Origin of the sequence: Comamonas denitrificans (assembly GCF_042654745.1) — a bacterium.
Taxonomy (GTDB): domain Bacteria; phylum Pseudomonadota; class Gammaproteobacteria; order Burkholderiales; family Burkholderiaceae_C; genus Comamonas; species Comamonas denitrificans.
The window spans coordinates 1-16490 of the sequence record NZ_JBHSEY010000042.1; the positions used below are offsets into that span (position 1 = coordinate 1).

14 protein-coding genes and 1 pseudogene are annotated in these 16490 nt (G+C 62.0%); 3 read left to right on the forward strand and 12 right to left on the reverse strand.

Features of this window, described 5'->3' with window-relative positions:
* The 5 genes and pseudogenes from ACFO24_RS08515 to ACFO24_RS08535 all read right to left on the reverse strand — a co-directional run.
* Window positions 1–337, reverse strand: a pseudogene (locus tag ACFO24_RS08515) (hypothetical protein); the annotation flags it as partial.
* Between the two features lie 200 nt (window positions 338–537).
* On the reverse strand, window positions 538–1833 hold the full coding sequence (locus tag ACFO24_RS08520; protein ID WP_377737941.1) for a TRAP transporter large permease: 1296 nt from the start codon (window positions 1831–1833) through the stop codon (window positions 538–540).
* The gene (locus tag ACFO24_RS08525; RefSeq protein ID WP_377737942.1) at window positions 1826–2332 is read right to left on the reverse strand and encodes a TRAP transporter small permease; all 507 of its coding nucleotides are present in this window, start codon (window positions 2330–2332) and stop codon (window positions 1826–1828) included. The genes ACFO24_RS08520 and ACFO24_RS08525 overlap by 8 nt, the downstream gene beginning before the upstream one ends.
* 92 nt (window positions 2333–2424) lie before the next feature.
* Window positions 2425–3408, reverse strand: coding sequence for a TRAP transporter substrate-binding protein (locus ACFO24_RS08530; RefSeq protein WP_377737943.1), 984 nt, complete (start codon window positions 3406–3408; stop codon window positions 2425–2427).
* A gap of 268 nt (window positions 3409–3676) precedes the next feature.
* Window positions 3677–4351, reverse strand: a complete 675-nt coding sequence (locus ACFO24_RS08535; protein WP_377737944.1) for a GntR family transcriptional regulator — start codon at window positions 4349–4351, stop codon at window positions 3677–3679.
* A gap of 52 nt (window positions 4352–4403) precedes the next feature.
* Between ACFO24_RS08535 and ACFO24_RS08540 the strand changes: the two genes are divergently transcribed.
* From ACFO24_RS08540 to ACFO24_RS08550, 3 genes are read left to right on the forward strand one after another with little or no spacing between them, the layout of a single operon-like run.
* Window positions 4404–5165, forward strand: coding sequence for a LamB/YcsF family protein (locus ACFO24_RS08540; protein WP_377737945.1), 762 nt, complete (start codon window positions 4404–4406; stop codon window positions 5163–5165).
* Between the two features lie 2 nt (window positions 5166–5167).
* A complete protein-coding gene (locus tag ACFO24_RS08545; RefSeq protein ID WP_377737946.1) occupies window positions 5168–6778 on the forward strand; it encodes a 5-oxoprolinase subunit B/C family protein in 1611 nt (536 codons plus the stop codon).
* Between the two features lie 38 nt (window positions 6779–6816).
* Entirely contained in the window at window positions 6817–8574 is a 1758-nt protein-coding gene (locus tag ACFO24_RS08550) for an acetyl/propionyl/methylcrotonyl-CoA carboxylase subunit alpha (RefSeq protein ID WP_377737947.1), read from the forward strand.
* 155 nt (window positions 8575–8729) lie between these two features.
* On the opposite strand, the gene mltB is transcribed toward ACFO24_RS08550, so the two are convergent.
* The 7 genes from mltB to livH are packed head-to-tail and all read right to left on the reverse strand — an operon-like array spanning window position 8730 to window position 16420.
* Window positions 8730–9824, reverse strand: coding sequence for a lytic murein transglycosylase B (gene mltB, locus ACFO24_RS08555; RefSeq protein ID WP_377737948.1), 1095 nt, complete (start codon window positions 9822–9824; stop codon window positions 8730–8732).
* Window positions 9821–11851 carry a transglutaminase TgpA family protein gene (locus ACFO24_RS08560; RefSeq protein ID WP_377737949.1) on the reverse strand — a complete coding sequence of 677 codons (2031 nt, stop codon included), beginning with the start codon at window positions 11849–11851 and terminating at the stop codon, window positions 9821–9823. The genes mltB and ACFO24_RS08560 overlap by 4 nt, the downstream gene beginning before the upstream one ends.
* A 40-nt stretch (window positions 11852–11891) precedes the next feature.
* On the reverse strand, window positions 11892–12641 hold the full coding sequence (locus ACFO24_RS08565) for an SDR family NAD(P)-dependent oxidoreductase (protein WP_377737950.1): 750 nt from the start codon (window positions 12639–12641) through the stop codon (window positions 11892–11894).
* A 53-nt stretch (window positions 12642–12694) separates the two neighbouring features.
* Window positions 12695–13396, reverse strand: coding sequence for an ABC transporter ATP-binding protein (locus ACFO24_RS08570; protein ID WP_207574529.1), 702 nt, complete (start codon window positions 13394–13396; stop codon window positions 12695–12697).
* Window positions 13397–13440: 44 nt separating this feature from the next.
* Window positions 13441–14214: a high-affinity branched-chain amino acid ABC transporter ATP-binding protein LivG gene (livG, locus tag ACFO24_RS08575; protein WP_377737951.1), complete on the reverse strand. Its 774-nt coding sequence runs from the start codon at window positions 14212–14214 to the stop codon at window positions 13441–13443.
* A 35-nt stretch (window positions 14215–14249) separates the two neighbouring features.
* The gene (livM, locus tag ACFO24_RS08580) at window positions 14250–15494 is read right to left on the reverse strand and encodes a high-affinity branched-chain amino acid ABC transporter permease LivM (protein ID WP_377737953.1); all 1245 of its coding nucleotides are present in this window, start codon (window positions 15492–15494) and stop codon (window positions 14250–14252) included.
* The gene (gene livH / locus ACFO24_RS08585; RefSeq protein WP_377737955.1) at window positions 15494–16420 is read right to left on the reverse strand and encodes a high-affinity branched-chain amino acid ABC transporter permease LivH; all 927 of its coding nucleotides are present in this window, start codon (window positions 16418–16420) and stop codon (window positions 15494–15496) included. Before livH ends, livM begins: the two co-directional genes overlap by 1 nt.
* Window positions 16421–16490 lie beyond the last annotated feature (70 nt).

Below are 16490 nucleotides of genomic sequence, written 5' to 3' on the forward strand. Positions count from 1 at the left end.
CCGCCTGCCGAGTTTGAGCGGCGTCACTTCCTGAGGCTCCAAGGTGTCTAGGAAATCCTGGGCGATTCACCTCGGCACCGCTGTAGCGTGACAGGCGCAGCGCCTGTATGGCCGCATTTTGGGCATCCTCTTGCGACATCTTGCCGCTGTCAGCGGCGGCTTTGTAGCCCAAAACGATGCTCTGCGCCGCCTGCACCGCGGTGAGCAAGGTGGTCTGGCGCTGCTCGATGATGAGCTTGCGCTCTTGCACCAGCGCCAGCGTGGCCATGACGATCAGCGCCAACAGGGCACTGGCCAGCATGAGCAAAATTTTGGCTTTGAAGCTGAGTTTTTGCATAGGGATTTTGAGAGAAAGGACGGCGGAGCCAAGGGGTTTTATTATCTTGAGTTTTTCAACAAATGAAACGGCCTGTTTCGCCATGGCGCAGTGTTTTGCCAATGGCTGCAGGCACGGGTCGGCACGAAGTGATGCAGCGATAAAAAAAGCCAACGCCGGGAAGCGGCGTTGGCTAGGGAAAAGCCCGGGGCGGCCGTGGTTTACATCTTGCTGGGCAGCATGGTCACAATCGCCGGGAAGAACCACAAAAGCGTCAATGCCAGCATCATCAGGGCGAAGTAGGGCGCACAGACCCGGGCAATGTAGGTGATTTGCTTGCCCGTCATGCTTTGCAGCACAAACAGGTTAAAGCCCACCGGTGGGGTGATTTGGGCGGTTTCCACGGTAATCACCAGAAAAATGCCAAACCACAGGGGGTCGATTCCTGCGGCCTGCACAATGGGCAGCACAACACTGAGCGTCAGCACGATGGTGGAAATGCCATCCAAAAAGCAGCCTACCGCGATGTAAAACAACCCCAGCACAATAATCAGCATGGCCGGGGACAAACCGAGGCTGCCGACAAATTCGGCCATTTGCCGTGGCAGGCCGATGTAGCCCATGGCCAGGGTCATGAAAGAGGCCCCGGCCAGAATCAAGGCAATCATGCAATACAGGCGGGTGGCCCCCATCAGCGAGGCTTTGAAGCTCTCCCAGGTCAATGCTTTTTGCCAGGCCGAGAGCACCAGGGCGCCGACGACGCCCACGGAGGCCGCCTCGGTCGCGGTGGCAATGCCGGTGTAGATGCTAGCGATAACGCTCAAAATCAATAGCACTACCGGGATAAGGTGGCGGGCTTCGCGCAGTTTTTCGCTGAAACTGAGGGTGACCTCGGCCTTGGGCACTTGCTCGGGGTGCAACAGCGACCAGAGCATGATCCAGCCGCTGAACAGCCCGGCCAGCAACAGCCCGGGGAACACCCCGGCCATGAATAGCTTGGAGATCGATAGCTCGGCCGAAACGCCATACACGATCAAGATAATCGACGGCGGAATGAGCAAGCCTAGGGTGGCGGGCCCGCCCAGAGAGCCAATGATCTGGGCCTCGCTGTAGCCGCGCTTTTTCAGCTCGGGGATGTTCATCTTGCCCACGGTGGCGCAGGTGGCGGCCGACGAGCCTGAGACCGAGGCAAAAATCGTGCACCCAATCACATTGGTGTGCAGCAAGCGCCCGGGCAGGGCGTTGACCCACGGGGCCAGCCCCCGGAACATGCTTTCGGAGAGGTTGGTGCGGTACAGGATTTCGCCCATCCAGACAAACAAGGGCAGGGCGGTGAGCGTCCAGCTACTGGCCGAGCTCCAAATCGTCATGGCCATGGCCTCACCGGCTTGCCGGGCGGTAAAAAACTCCAGGCCAAACCAAGCGACACCGGCAAGCGTCAGGCCCACCCACACGCCGCCGCTGAGCAGGGTGAGCAAAACGACGGTGAGCATGGCACTGGCAAAAATCTCATTCATGGTGTGCATCCTCCATCGCGGGGGCTTGGCGCCGTCCCAGTAGTTCGAGTACCAGTTCATCGCAAAACGCAATAAAAAACACCACCGTGCCCAGCGCCATCAGCAGCTGGGGGATCCACAGCGGGGTGGCATCAATGCCCATCGAGACGTCTTCGATCTCCCAGGACTGGCAGACCAAATGCACGCTGTAATAGGCCAAAAAACCGGCCAGAACGGTGGCGATGAGCAGGGCCAGCACTTCGACAATTTTTTGCGTCCGGCCCGAGAGCATGCTGATGAACAGGGTCACGCGGATATGCTCGCCGCGCTTGAGGGTGTGGGCCAGGGCCATAAAGCCGGCACCAGCCATGGCGTAACCGGCGTAGCTATCGGCGCCGGGGGCGGAAAAGCCCACAAAACGGCTCACGATGGTGAGCAGCACCATGGCCAAAATGCCAATCATGCACAGCCCAGCCAGTCCGGCGGCTGCGGCATACAGGTTATCGAGCAGCTTTCGCATACGGCAACTTCTAGGGGGTGGGGGAATAAGCGAGAGAAGAAGCCCCGCTGGCGCACACAGGCTGCCGCGGGGATGCAGGGGTAGCCAAAGGCTTATTTGCTGTCGTTAAAGGCTTTGAGCACGGCTTGGCCGTCGGTCCCAGCTTTTTCCAACCACTCCTTGACCACGGTGTCACCGACCTTGCCCAGGTCGTCCATCAGCTGGGCCGAGGGCTCTTCCACGCTCATGCCGCCATCGGCCAGGGTTTTTAGCGAGCGGGCGTCCACCTCGCGCGAGGTTTCCCAGCCGCGCTTTTCAGCGGCCGCTGCGGCTTCGCGCACGGCCGCTTGCTGCTCTTTGGTCAAAGCGTTGAAGGCTTTTTTGTTGACGGTGACGGCATTTTTCGGAATCCAGGCCTGCACTTTGTAAAAGTGCTTGAGGTTTTCGAACAGTTTGTTGTCGGCACCGGTGGCGCTGGAGGTGATCAAGCCCTCAATCACGCCGGTGGCCAGGGCCTGAGAGAGCTCAGCCTCTTGAATGGTGGCCGGTTGGGCACCCACCAGCTCGCCAATACGGGCGGTGGTGGGGGAATAGACGCGCCACTTCAGGCCTTTGAGGTCGGCGGCCGATTGAATGGTTTTATTGCTGTAAATGCTTTGCGGGGGCCAGGCCACGGCGTACAGCAGCACCTGGCCCTGTTTGTCCAGCAGTTTTTCGAGGAAAGGTTTTTGTGCTTGGTAGAGCTTGAAGGCTTCGTCGTAATTCTTGACCAGGAAGGGCAGGCCATCGAGGCCAAACATTTGCGCTTCGTTCTGGAAGCTGACCAGGAAGAACTCGCCCATTTGCACGTTACCAGTTTGCACGGCCCGCTTGATTTCGGGCATTTTGAACAGCGAGGCACCGTAGTGGGGCGTAATTTTGAGCGAGCCCTTGGTGGCTGTGTCCACGTCTTGCACGAATTGTTCGATGTTTTTCGAGTGGAAGTTGAACGCGGGGTAGGCGGTGGCCATGTCCCATTTGGTTTGGGCATAGGCGCCGGTGCTCAGGCACAGGCTGGCGGCCAAGGCGGCGGTAGCGCAAAAAATACGTCGCTGCATGGATATCTCCTTAGGGAAAATTGTTGTAAAGGCTGTGGAGGGCGGGCATGCCCCTTGCGGCTGGGTATGGGTACGCAAGTCCGACAACCGTAACACCATTGTCAGGTGATATGTATTAGGGATTTCAACGATAACAAAAAAACTGTCCTGAACTTATCTTTTGGCTGTTGAGTAATGCAAAATAATTGTTGAACAATAATGCTTGCTTCCGGCTTATGCTGCCCCAGCGGCACGGCCGCTTTGGTTTTGTGGAGGGCTATCGCCATTTTTAGCGAACTTGGCGGGCATACACCGCCAGCACCATGCGCTCGGACTGCACCAAGTAGTGCTCCAGTGTCTGGGCCGCCTGGTGGGTTTGCCCGTCCATGAACAGCTGCAGGAGCCGGGCGTTTTGTTCAACATACGGGGCATGCAGGTATTCCGGGTCATCCAGCAGGCCAAAAGCCAGGCGCAGCTCTGCGGCCAGATGTTCAAACATGGCCGACAGGCGCTGGCTGTCGGCCAGGCCGACGATGGCGGCATGAAACGCCATATTGGCCGAACCGACGCTGCGCCAATCCTTGGAGGCGCTGGCTTGCTGGCCTTTGGTAATGGCCTCTTGCATTTGTTTGTGGGCGGGGTGCAGCGGCCAGGCCTTTTCCAGGGACTGGCACTCGATCAGGCGGCGCACGCGGTAAATGTCAATGATGTCGGCCATCGAGGGGATGACCACCGATATGCCCCGGTTGGGGGAGTGGCGTAGCAGCCCCTCTTTCATCAGGGTGCGGAACACTTCGCGCAGGGTATTGCGCGAAATGTCCATTTGCTGGCTCAGTTGGGTTTCCGACAGGTGCTGACCGGCCCGCAGCTCTCCGTGAATGAGTTTTTGGCGAATGGCGTGGGTCACGCTATCGACCAGGCTCAGGCCGGGTGCAGGGGGCGGCGTGGGGTGGCGAGAGGGCATGGTTTTGTCTTCTGGTGAATGGGGTTTGTTGAACAGTGCAGGAGGATACAGGATGGATATCAATAGCGATTTAGGGGAAAGCTTTGGTGCTTGGCGCATGGGCGACGATGCCGCCATGCTGCAGGTGGTGACCAGTGCCAATATTGCCTGCGGCTTTCATGCTGGCGACCCGGCGGGTATTTTGCAAACCTTGCGTGGGGCGGCAGAGCGCGGGGTGACCGTGGGGGCGCATGTGGGTTACCCCGATCTGGTTGGTTTTGGACGGCGCAACATGGAACCCAGCAGCGCCGAGCTGCAGGCCGATGTGATCTACCAAATCGGCGCTTTGCAGGGGCTGGCCCGTGCTGCGGGAACCCAGGTGCGCTATGTCAAACCCCATGGGGCGCTGTACAACACCATCGCCCACGATGAGCGCCAGGCGCAGGATGTGATCAGCGCCATTTTGGCCATCGACCCGGGGCTGACTTTGCTGGCCTTGGCGGGCTCGCCCCTGATTGGCTGGGCGCGGGCGCGGGGGCTGCAGGTGGTGGCCGAGGCTTTTGCCGACCGGGCGTACAACGACGATGGCAGCCTAGTTTCCCGCCACGATAGCGGTGCCGTGCTGCACGATCCTCAGCAGGTGGCCCAGCGCATGCTGCAGCTGGTGCAAACCGGGACGCTGCTGTCGATTACCGGTCAGCCGGTGCGCATTGCCGCCGATTCGATTTGCGTGCATGGCGACAGCCCCGGTGCGGTGGCCATGACCCAGCACCTGTATGCCAGCTTGAGCCAGGCAGGCATTGCCCTGCGGGCATTTGCGGGCTCAAAAGGATGACGATGCGCTTTTTACCGGCCAGTGACCGTGCCGTTTTGGTTGAGCTGGACGATTTGCCCCAGGCTCTGGCCTTGTACCGCCAGCTGCTGCAGTCCCCGATTGCCGGGGTACAGGAGTTGGTGCCTGCGGCCCGCACGGTGCTAGTGGGCTATCAGCCTGGCTTGCTCCATGCGGCGGCGGTCGAGGCGGCGGTGCGCCAGCGCTGGGCGCTGGCCGCGTCGTCAACCGCTGCCCCTGCCCAGGCGCCGCGGACGGTGGAGATTCCCGTGGACTATAGCGGCCCCGATTTGCCCGATGTGGCCGAGTTGCTGGGCATCAGCGTGGCCCAGGTGATTGAGCGCCATACCGGCCAGCCGTGGCAAGCGGCGTTTGCCGGTTTTGCGCCGGGTTTTGTTTATCTGACCGGGGGACACCCCTGCTTTGACCTGCCCCGGCGCACCACGCCGCGCACCCAGGTGCCTGCCGGGTCGGTGGCCTTGGGCGGGCGTTTCAGTGCCGTCTATCCCAACGCCAGCCCTGGCGGCTGGCAATTGCTGGGCACCACGGCACTGGCTATGTGGGACTTGAGCCGCCCGGAACCGGCCTGTGTGCAGCCGGGGATGATGGTGCAGTTCTCGGCGTTGGGGAATAAAAAAACCATAGTTATTCCCGCTGAAATATCAATAAAAAATAGCAAAAAAAAGCCTGAAAATATTAATAATAATGTGGAAATTGCTATAGAAATTTTAGATGCTGGCCTGCAAACCCTGGTACAAGACCAAGGGCGCCTGGGCCAGTCGGGGCAGGGCATTGCGCCCTCTGGGGCGCTGGATCAGGGTGCCATGCGCCAGGCCAATCGCCTGGTGGGCAATCCGATTCACACCCCGGTTCTGGAAAGTGTGCTCGGCGGCCTGCACCTGCGCAGCCGCGGCCGCACGACCCTGGGGGTGGCGGGGGCCCAGGGGACGCTGCACGTTCTGGATGCCCAGGGGCAGCCGCTTCAGCAGCTGTCCAGCCCGGCCACGGTGGCGCTCAACGATGGGCAGAGCCTGCGCATCGCCCCGCCCCAGGCGGGTGTGCGGGCCTATGTGGCGGTGCGCGGTGGCTGGCAGCTGGCCCCGGTGCTGGGCAGCTGCGCGACCGATACCCTGGCCCAGATTGGTCCGCCCCCCGTGCAGGCCGGGGCAGTGCTGGCGGTGGGCAGTGTCCCGCCCCAGCATGTGCAGGCGGTGCAGACGATTGACCCTGCCGCAGTGCCCGCGCTGCCCCGGGCGGGCGATGCAGTGGTGCTGGACATCACCTGGGGCCCGCGCTCGGACTGGTTTCATGCCGATGCACTGGCCCTGCTGACCGGGCAAAGCTGGCAGGTCACTCCCCGCTCGAACCGCATTGGCATGCGCCTGGCCGGGGCGCAGCCTTTGCAGCGCGTGCGCCATGACGAATTGCCCAGCGAGGGCACCGTCAACGGCGCCATCCAAGTGCCCATTAGCGGCCAGCCGGTGCTGTTCCTGGCCGACCACCCTTTGACCGGGGGCTATCCGGTGATGGCCGCCGTGGCCAGCCACCATTTGGACTTGGCCGCACAAATACCGGTGGGCTGCACCATCCGTTTTCGGGTGATCGCTGCGGCCTAGTTGTTTTCTCTTTCTCGTTTTTGTCGAAGCAGTTGCCCATGACCCGTCCTTCCACTCCTATTGCCAAAGTGCTTATTGCCAACCGGGGCGAAATTGCCGTGCGCATCGCCCGCGCCTGCCGCGATTACGGCGTGCCATCTGTGGCCGTTTATGCCGACCCGGATGCCCAGGCCCTGCATGTACAAGCAGCCGATGAAGCCTGGGCGCTGAACGGCACGCGGGCGCAAGACAGCTACTTGCGCATCGACAAACTGCTGGATATCGCCCGGCGCAGCGGTGCCAACGCCGTGCACCCGGGCTATGGCTTTTTGGCCGAACGCGCTGACTTTGCCCAGGCCGTGCTGGATGCGGGCCTGATCTGGATTGGCCCCCCCCCGCACACCATTGAAGCCCTGGGGGACAAAGTGGCGGCCCGCAAAATTGCCTTGCAGGTGGGCGCCCCCCTGGTGGCCGGTACGGCCGAGCCGGTTCGCAGTGCCGATGAAGTGCTGGCCTTTGCCCGTGAGCATGGGCTGCCCGTAGCGATCAAAGCCGCGTACGGTGGCGGTGGCCGGGGCCTGAAAGTGGCCTGGCAGCTGGAGGAGGTGGCCGAGCTGTACCACTCGGCAGTGCGCGAGGCCACGGCCGCCTTTGGCCGGGGGGAGTGTTTTTTGGAGCAGTTTTTGGATCGCCCCCGCCATATCGAGGCGCAAATCGTCGCCGACCAGCAGGGCAGCGTGGTGGTGGTCGGCACCCGCGACTGTTCCTTGCAGCGGCGCAATCAAAAGCTGGTGGAAGAAGCCCCGGCCCCCTTCCTCAGCCCTGCGCAAACGGCGCAAATCGAAAACGCCGCCTGCGCCATTTGCCAGGCGGCGGGCTATGTCGGTGCGGGCACGGTGGAGTTCCTCCTCAGCCGCAGCGGGCAGGTGTCTTTTTTGGAGGTGAACACCCGTTTGCAGGTCGAGCACTGCGTGACCGAAGAAACATCCGGCGTCGATCTGGTGCTGGAGCAATTGCGCATTGCCGACGGACTGCCGCTGTCCATTACCAGCACCCCGCAGGCGCGGGGCCACAGTTTTGAATTTCGCATCAATGCCGAAGACCCGGGCCGGGGCTATCTGCCCACGCCTGGCACCATCCGCCGCTTTGAGGCCCCCAGCGGCCCCGGTGTGCGCGTCGATACCGGGGTGGTGGCTGGTAGCACCGTGCCCGGCAGCTACGACTCGCTGATGGCCAAGCTGATCGTGACCGGTGCCACCCGGGCACAGGCCCTGGCGCGGGCCCGCCGGGCCTTGGCCGAGTTCACCATCGAGGGCGTGGCCAGCGTGCTACCCTTTCACCGCGCCGTGGTGCAAGACCCGGCCTTCACCGCCGCAGACGGCTTTGCCGTCCACACCCGCTGGATCGAAACCGAAATGCAAGCGCAGTTTGCCCCTGCCGAGCACCCCCAGCCGCCCCATGAAAGCCCCTTGCGCCGCACCTTTATCGAGCTGGATGGCAAACGCGTGAGCCTGGGCCTGCCCGCCGATTTTGCGGGAGTGCCCGCCGGGCAGACCGCTGAAGCGGCTCCTGTGTCAGCCGCCCCGGCCGCAGCCCAACCCTTTGGCAGCATCACGGCCCCCCTGGCGGGCACCTTGGTCACCTGGCACAAAGCCGAGGGCGAGCGGGTCGAAACCGGCGAAGTGCTGGCCTTGATGGAAGCGATGAAGATGGAAACTCCCATCCTCGCCCCGTGCTCGGGCCGCTTGCGTCGCCTGGTGCCTGCCGGGCAGATGTGCCAGGCTGGACAAACCTTGGGGGCGGTAGAGGAGGCCTAGGGGCCTCTGCACGTATCGCTGCGTTGCCTGCCTCCTGTGGCCCCGGGTGGGCTGCGGGGTTGCAAATCCTCGCGATGGCGCCCGCTATCTCTGCGCCTGGCAGCCTATCTCGATCGTAGCCTGCACCCCTTCGTGCCGCGATCGCCCATACGCGCTTACGGCGCAATCACCCTGGGCTGAATTGGCACACTGCTGGTGCCTTGTCGCGCGGCGGCGACCGCCTCGCCCAGTTCATACACCGCCAGGGCGTAGTAGCTGGACCAGTTGTAGCGGGTGATGGTGTAAAAATTTTGCGTACCGACCACGTAACTGGGTGGGTTGCGGCCGTTTTTCAGTTCAATCAGTGCCAGCAGGCCGGGGTGGCCCATGCCCTCTTCGGGGTGGGCACCCAGGGCGCTCATTTGCTCGGGGGTAAAGCTGGGCAGGATGTCAGGCACGAGCAAGGTGGCCAAATCGAGTTTTTCAGGATCAAACACAGGCAAGTACACCACGGGCAGGCCGCTGATCCAGCCATGGGCTTGAAAGTAATGGGCCACCGAGCCGATGGCATCTGCCGCGCTGTTGAAGAGGTCGATCTGGCCATCGCCATCAAAATCGACCGCCCATTTTTCTTGGCTGGTGGGCATGAATTGGCCCAGGCCTGCCGCGCCGGCGTAGCTGCCCAGCGGCAGGGTGGGGTCGCTGCCCTGGGCCCATGCGGTGCTTAAAAATTGTGCCAGCTCGCCTTGGAAATACGCTTGGCGCTGGGCGGCGCGGGGGTGGGCCTGGGGAAAATCAAAGGCCAGCGTGCTCAAGGTATCGAGCACGCGCAGATTGCCCATGTGGCGGCCATAAATGGTTTCAACACCAATGATGCCGACGATGATGCTGGCGGGCACGCCATAGGTGGCCTCGGCCCGGGCGAGGGTGTCGGCATGCTCGTTCCAGAATTGCACCCCGGCGCGGATGCGAATCGGCTCGATAAAACGGTTGCGGTAGCTGGCCCAATCGGGGGCGGTGCTGGTGGTTTTGGGGGCTGGGGTCATCAGCCGGGGCACTTGGGGCAAAAACCGGGCCTGGGCCAGCTGGGCCTGCAACCACTGGGCATCCAGGTTGTTGCGCTGGGCGGTGTCGGCGACCCAGTTTTGTACGTCGGCGCGTTGGCTCAAGGGGGGGCGCTGGGGCGCGTCGGTTTTTTTGGGGGCCGCACAGGCCGGGAGCAGGGCGGCCGTGAGCACGCTGGTGGCAAGAAGGCGAAGCAAAGGAGTCATTTTTTCAGTGCAGGGGGCCAGTGCACAGCCCGAAAATTGCGGCGCAAGGGCTGTAGGCTTGGGCGTGGGCTGCTATGGGACGCATAGCGCCATTGTTCCATGGCCAGCAGCCAGTCTTGGGCAGATTGGCTGCTTGGGCCCCATTGATTTTGCAATGCCTGGGCCAATTGGCGCGGGCCTAGCCAGGGAGCATCGGCCAGTCCGGCGGCAAGCAAGCGCCGGCGTGCCTGGTCAAGCAAGCGCAGCCAGGGGTCGCGCTGGTGCCAGCGGTGCCAGCGCCAGGCCCCGGCCAAGGCCAGCAGCCCACCGACGAAACCGCCCAGACCAAGGGCGAGGCGGGTGCTGGACCAGTCGCTCAGATTCCAGTGGTTGAACAGTTGGCTTTGCTGGGTGCTGTTGTAGCTGAGCACCCAATCGTTCCAGCGCTGGTTCAGCGCCTCCCAATTGGCACGCAGCTGCTGCAGCATGTTGGGGTTGAACATGCGCCCCACCGTGCCGGAGAACAAGGTGGGCGGTGGGGCCAGGCGCTGCAGCAGTTCGATGCGGTCGGGCGCAACCGCAGCGGTGGGGTCGATGCGCAGCCAGCCTTGCCCAGGCAGCCACACCTCGGTCCAAGCGTGGGCATCGCTTTGGCGCACCGTCCACAGGCCATCGACGGCATTGCGCTCGCCGCCTTGGTAGCCGGTGACGATGCGTGCCGGAATGCCGGCCGAGCGCATCAGCACGGCAAAGGCCGACGCAATGTGCTCGCAAAAGCCCCGCTGGATGTCAAACCAGAAGGCATCGGCGGTATCGCTGGGGTACACGCCGGGGGTCAGGGTGTAGGTGTAGCCGCCTGTGCGCAGGTGCTTGAGCGCCGCAGCAATCAAGGCCTGGTCGTCCTGCCCATGCGCTTGGCGCAGTTGTTGGCCCATGGCCAGGGTGCGGGGATTGCTGCCCGCAGGCAGTTGGCGCAATTGGGCTTGCTCTTGTGCCGTGAGTTGTTCCCCATACCGAAAGCGCAAGATGGCCTGCGCCTGGTAGCGCAGCACCTCGGTGATCGGCTGGGGGCTCATCCACTGCGCCTGGCCGCTGGGGCGCACGCTGCGCTGGGCCAGCACGGGCGGCTGGGGGGTGGCCTCCAAGGTGAGCAGCCAGCGCTGGCGGTGGGGCTCAAGGGTGACTTCGTACTCCAAGCCAGGCCCTGGCTCCAGTGCCTCGACGGGTGGGTTGTTTGCTTGCCGGCCCCAGGGGGTAAAGGGCGTGGCCGTCCAATTGCGGCCATCAAAGTGGCTTAACACCGGGCCGCGAAAATACAGCTGCTGCTGCGCTGGTGGCACCCCATCGCCAAAGCGCACGCGCAGCGCCACGCTGCTGTCTTGCGCCAGGCTGGCGACCTGGCCCACCTGCATGTCTTCGGACAAGCCCGTGGTGCCTTGCAGGCCATCAGTGGGCAGACCCCACAGCGGCGGCAAGCGCGGGAAGAAGACAAACAGCACCACCATCAGCGGCAGCCCCCACAGCAACAAGCTGGCCGCTTGGCGCAGCAGTTCGCGCCAGCGTGGCTGGCCCACGGGGCGGTGGGCGTTGATCAAAGCGGCCAACAGCCACCACAGCGCCAGCAGCACCAAGGCGGTGGTGACCAGGCTTTGCGACTCGATAAACACGGTGATCAGGCTGAAAAACCCCAGAAAGAACACCACCATGGCATCACGGCGGGCGTGCATTTCTAAAGTTTTCAAGGCCAGCAATTGCACGATCAAGGCCGCACCGGCGGCAGGGCCGAAGATGGTTTTAAATTGTGTAGCTGTTAGCGCTACAACACAAAGGAGTATCAGCGCTTTTAGCCATGCTTTTGGCAATGGCTCAACGCGCCATGCTAGCAAAGCACGCCACAGCAGCAGCCCTGCCGTGATGGCGCTGGCCCACAGCGGCAAATGCGGCAACTGGGGCAAGAGCACCAAAGCAGCGGCCAAGACCACCAGCAAGCTATCGCGGGCCGAGCGAGGCAGGGTGTGCAAAGCGGTCAGCAACGGGGGAAAAGGCATGGGGTTGGGCACCTTAGATCGTGAACACGTTCTTAGCTCATCAGGGCTGGCGCACATCGGCCAGCACGGGGGTGCCAAAGTCGGGGCGGGCCAGCCAGGCGAGCACCTGGGTGGCGGCATCCTCGGCGCTGGTCAGCAGGCCATTGCTGTGCAAATGGCCAAAGCGGTGGGCATCGGGAAAGTTGTCCGCATCGGCGCTGCGCAGCTGGGCTTGCATGGCGGTGTCGATCACCCCGGGGGCCAGGCTGCACACGCGTGCGCCATGGGGTTTGAGCGCTTCTTCCAGCGCCAGTGCTTGAGAGAAGTTGTCCAGCCCCGCTTTGGCTGCGCAGTAGGGCGCTTGGCTGGCCATGCCGCGCCGACCCAGGCCCGAAGAGATATTGAGCACCTTTTTGGGCTGCGTCCAGTGGGCTGTGCCTTGTAAAAAGGCACTGGTCAGCACCATGGGCGCTTCCAGGCCAAGCCGCAAGGTTGCGGCAATGTCTGGCCAGGCGGTGGCGCACAAGGGGGCGATGGGGGGAATCATCGCGGCGTTGTTGATCAGGGTGGCGCTGGCGTAGTCGCTCGCGCGGCAGGCTTGCAGCCAAGCCAGCAGTTGGCCGGCGGCGGCCTCGGGGGCGGTTAAATCATGCGGCCAATGCAGGTGGGTGGCCAGTGGCTGGGGCGGCAAAGGCAAAGGACTGCGGGCCAGGGTGATGAGGGTGTGGCCTGCCTGCAAAAGCTGGCCCGCCATGGCCCGCCCCATGCCGCGCGATGCCCCGGTAAGAATGAATAAATGCTGTGCAACCATGGCCGCAATGGTGCCATGGTTGCGCAGTACCGGTGGGGTGGGTGCGGGGGTTTTTAGCCGCCCAGGTAGGCTTTGCGCACCGCGTCGTTGGTCAGCAAAGCGGCGCCGGTGTCTTCCAGCACCACCCGGCCGTTTTCAAGAACGTAGCCGCGGTCTGCAATTTGCAGGGCGCGGTTGGCGTTTTGTTCGACCAAAAACACCGTGACCCCTTCGGCGCGGATGGTTTGAATGATGTCAAAAATCTGCGCAATGATCAGCGGTGCCAGCCCCAGCGTCGGCTCATCAAGCAGCAGCAGGCGCGGCTTGGTCATCAAGGCGCGGCCAATGGCCAGCATTTGCTGCTCGCCACCGCTCATGGTGCCGGCCCGCTGGGCAGCACGCTCGCGCAAGCGGGGGAAGAGGTGGAACACGTGCTCCATGCCGCTGGCGATGTCGTCCTTGGTGTGAAAGAAACCGCCCATTTGCAGGTTTTCCATCACGGTTAGCGCCGGGAAAATGCGCCGCCCCTCGGGCGAGATGGCGATGCCTTTGCGCATGATGTGGTGCGAGGGCAGGTTGGTGATCTCTTCGCCCTCAAACTGCACCGATCCCGAGGTGGCACGGGGGGTGCCGCACACGGTCATCAACAGCGAAGTTTTGCCTGCGCCGTTGGCACCGATCAGGCTGACGATTTCGCCCTGGTTCACGTGCAGGCTGACGTGATCCACTGCGCAAATGGCCCCGTAGTGGGTACACAGCTGCTCGATGGCGAGCATGGGGCGCTGCCCTGGGCGGGTGGTGGCGTTGTTGCTTGCTTGCATCAGGCTTCTCCCAAATAGGCCTTGATGACCTGTTCATTGTTTTGGATTTCTTCGGGCAGGCCCACCGCAATCGGGCGGCCATATTCCATCACCAAAATCCGCTCAGATACGCCCATCACCAGGCCCATATCGTGCTCAATGAGCAAGATGGTGACACCGTATTCATCACGCAGGCGGCCAATGAGTTGCTGCAGGTCTTTTTTCTCCTGGGGGTTCAGGCCTGCGGCCGGCTCGTCCAGCATCAACAGCTTGGGCTCGGTGATCATGCAGCGGGCAATTTCCAGGCGGCGCTGGTGGCCATAGGCCAGGTTGCCGGCTTGGCGGTTGGCAAATTCGGCAATGCCCATGTAGCGCAGCCAGTGCATGGCGCGTTCGATAGATTCTTGCTCCTGCTTGCGGTAGCTGGCGGTGTTGAACAGCCCAGCCAGCACCGAGGCCTTGTGGTGCTGGTGCTGGGCGACCAACAGGTTCTCCAGTGCCGTCATGGTTTTAAACAGGCGCACGTTCTGGAAGGTGCGCACAATGCCTTTGCGGGCCACGCTGTGGCTGCCCAGGCCGTCGATGCGCTGCCCTTCCAAGTTGATGTTGCCCGACGAGGGGGTGTAAAAACCGCTGATGCAGTTGAACACCGTGGTTTTGCCCGCCCCGTTGGGGCCGATGATGGCAAAAATTTCCTTGGGTCGCAGGTTCAGCTCGATGCCATCGACGGCAATCAAACCGCCAAAACGCATGCCCAAGTTGTGTACTTCAAGTAGCGATCCGCTCTGTGTCATGCTCTTAAATCTTTCCAATGATTGCGCTGGCGGAGTTAAACCGAATCGACCTTGATCTGGTGGCGTTTCATGGGCAACAGGCCCTGGGGGCGCCAGATCATCATCAAAATCATCACCAAGCCGAAAATCAGCATGCGGTATTCGGAGAACTCGCGGGCAATTTCAGGCAAAGCCGTCAGCAGCACAGCGGCAACAATCACCCCCAGCTGGGAGCCCATGCCGCCCAACACCACGATGGCCAAAATCAGGGCTGACTCGATAAAGGTGAACGATTCGGGGTTCACGATGCCTTGGCGGGCGGCAAAGAAAGCGCCGCCAAAGCCGGCAAACATCGCGCCCAAGGTGAAGGCCGAGAGCTTGATCTTCATGGGGCTCAGGCCCAGCGAGCGGCAGGCGATTTCATCCTCGCGCAGGGCTTCCCAGGCACGGCCAATGGGCATGCGGATGAGGCGGTTGCTGATAAACAGCGTCACCAGCGCCAGCAGCAAGGCCATCAGGTACAAAAAGATCACCATGTGTACCGAGTTGAACGCCAGGTCAAAGAACTGGTGAAAGGTTTGGGCACCTTCGACGCTGGCATTGCGGGTCATCTCCAAGCCCATCACCGTGGGTTTGGGAATGCCAGAAATACCATCGGGGCCGCCGGTCCAATCGGTCAGGTTCACCAGCAACAGGCGAATAATTTCGCCAAAGCCCAAGGTCACAATCGCCAAATAGTCGCCGCGCAAGCGCAGCACCGGAAAGCCCAGCAAAAAGCCAAACAGCGCGGCCATGGCCCCGGCCAGCGGCAGTGCTTGCCAAAAGCTCCAGTCCGCCCAGTGAAACAGCAAGGCGTAGGTGTAGGCCCCGACGGCGTAGAAGCCGACAAAGCCCAAATCGAGCAGCCCGGCAAAGCCGACCACCACGTTCAGCCCCAGCCCCAGCATGACGTAAATCAGCGCCAGGGTGGCAATGTCAATGGCGTTGCGCCCGGCAAAAAAGGGCCAGGTCACGGCCATGAGCAAGGCGGCAAACATCAGCGGCTTGACCCATTGGGCAGGCAAGCTGGGCAGTTTGGGCAGGCTCAGGCCCAGCCCGGCGGTGCGTGCCTGGAGGGCGGGTTTGAGCAGTTGCACGATAAATACGGCCAAGCTGCCCCAGAGCACAAAGCTCCAGTGCGATTCCAAGCCCATGGTCATGCCAGCGCGTTTGAGCTCCAGACCAAAAATCGGGATGATCACCAAGGCGGCAATCACAGCGGCCAACAGGGCCGGGATCAGGTTGTGTTGAATTTTGCGCATTACACCTTCTCCACTTCAGGCTTGCCCAGCAGACCCGTGGGGCGGAACAGCAAAATCAGCACCAACAGGCTAAAGGCCACGATGTCTTTGTATTCCGAGGAGATGTAGGCTGCGGCCAGCGTTTCGGCCACACCCAGAATCACCCCGCCCAGCATCGCACCAGGAATGGAGCCGATTCCACCTAAAACTGCAGCTGTAAACGCTTTAATACCGGCAATAAAACCAATGAATGGGTTCAATTTGCCCACGGCCAGTGCGATAAGCACTCCGCCAACTGCAGCAAGCATGGCCCCCAGCACAAAGGTAAACGAGATGACCTGGTTGGTGTTGATACCCAGCAGGCTGGCCATGTGCATGTCTTGCGAGCACGCGCGGCTGGCGCGGCCCATGCGCGAATGGCGGATAAACAGGGTCAGCGCAATCATCAGCACCACGGTGACCACGATGATGAGAATGCGTGCGTAGGGAACAAAAATTTCAAAACCATTTTCGTCACCAAAGCGCAAGGCACCGGGCAGCAGCGCAGGCACGGCCATATCGCGGGCACCTTGGCCCAGGGCCACCCAGTTTTGCAAAAAGATGGACATACCAATGGCCGAAATCAGCGGCACCAGGCGCGGGCTGCCGCGCAAGGGCTTGTAGGCCACCTGCTCAATGGCAAAACCGTACAAACCGGTAATAAAGACGGCAACGACCAGCATGAGGCCAATCACCATCCAAATCGGCAGGCCGCTTTGCGTGCCCACGGCCGAGAGGGTCACCAGACCCACGTAGCCACCGATCATGTAAATCTCACCGTGAGCGAAGTTGATCATGCCGATGATGCCGTAAACCATGGTATAGCCAATGGCAATCAAGGCGTAAATGGCCCCCAGTGAGAGGCCGTTAAAAAGCTGTTGTATCAGCTGAGGGAGGAATTCGTTCATATCCGCATTTCCTGCTTGGGACGTGCACAAGCAACCGGGGTATTGGTTTTTTGGAACTTAAAAGCCCACA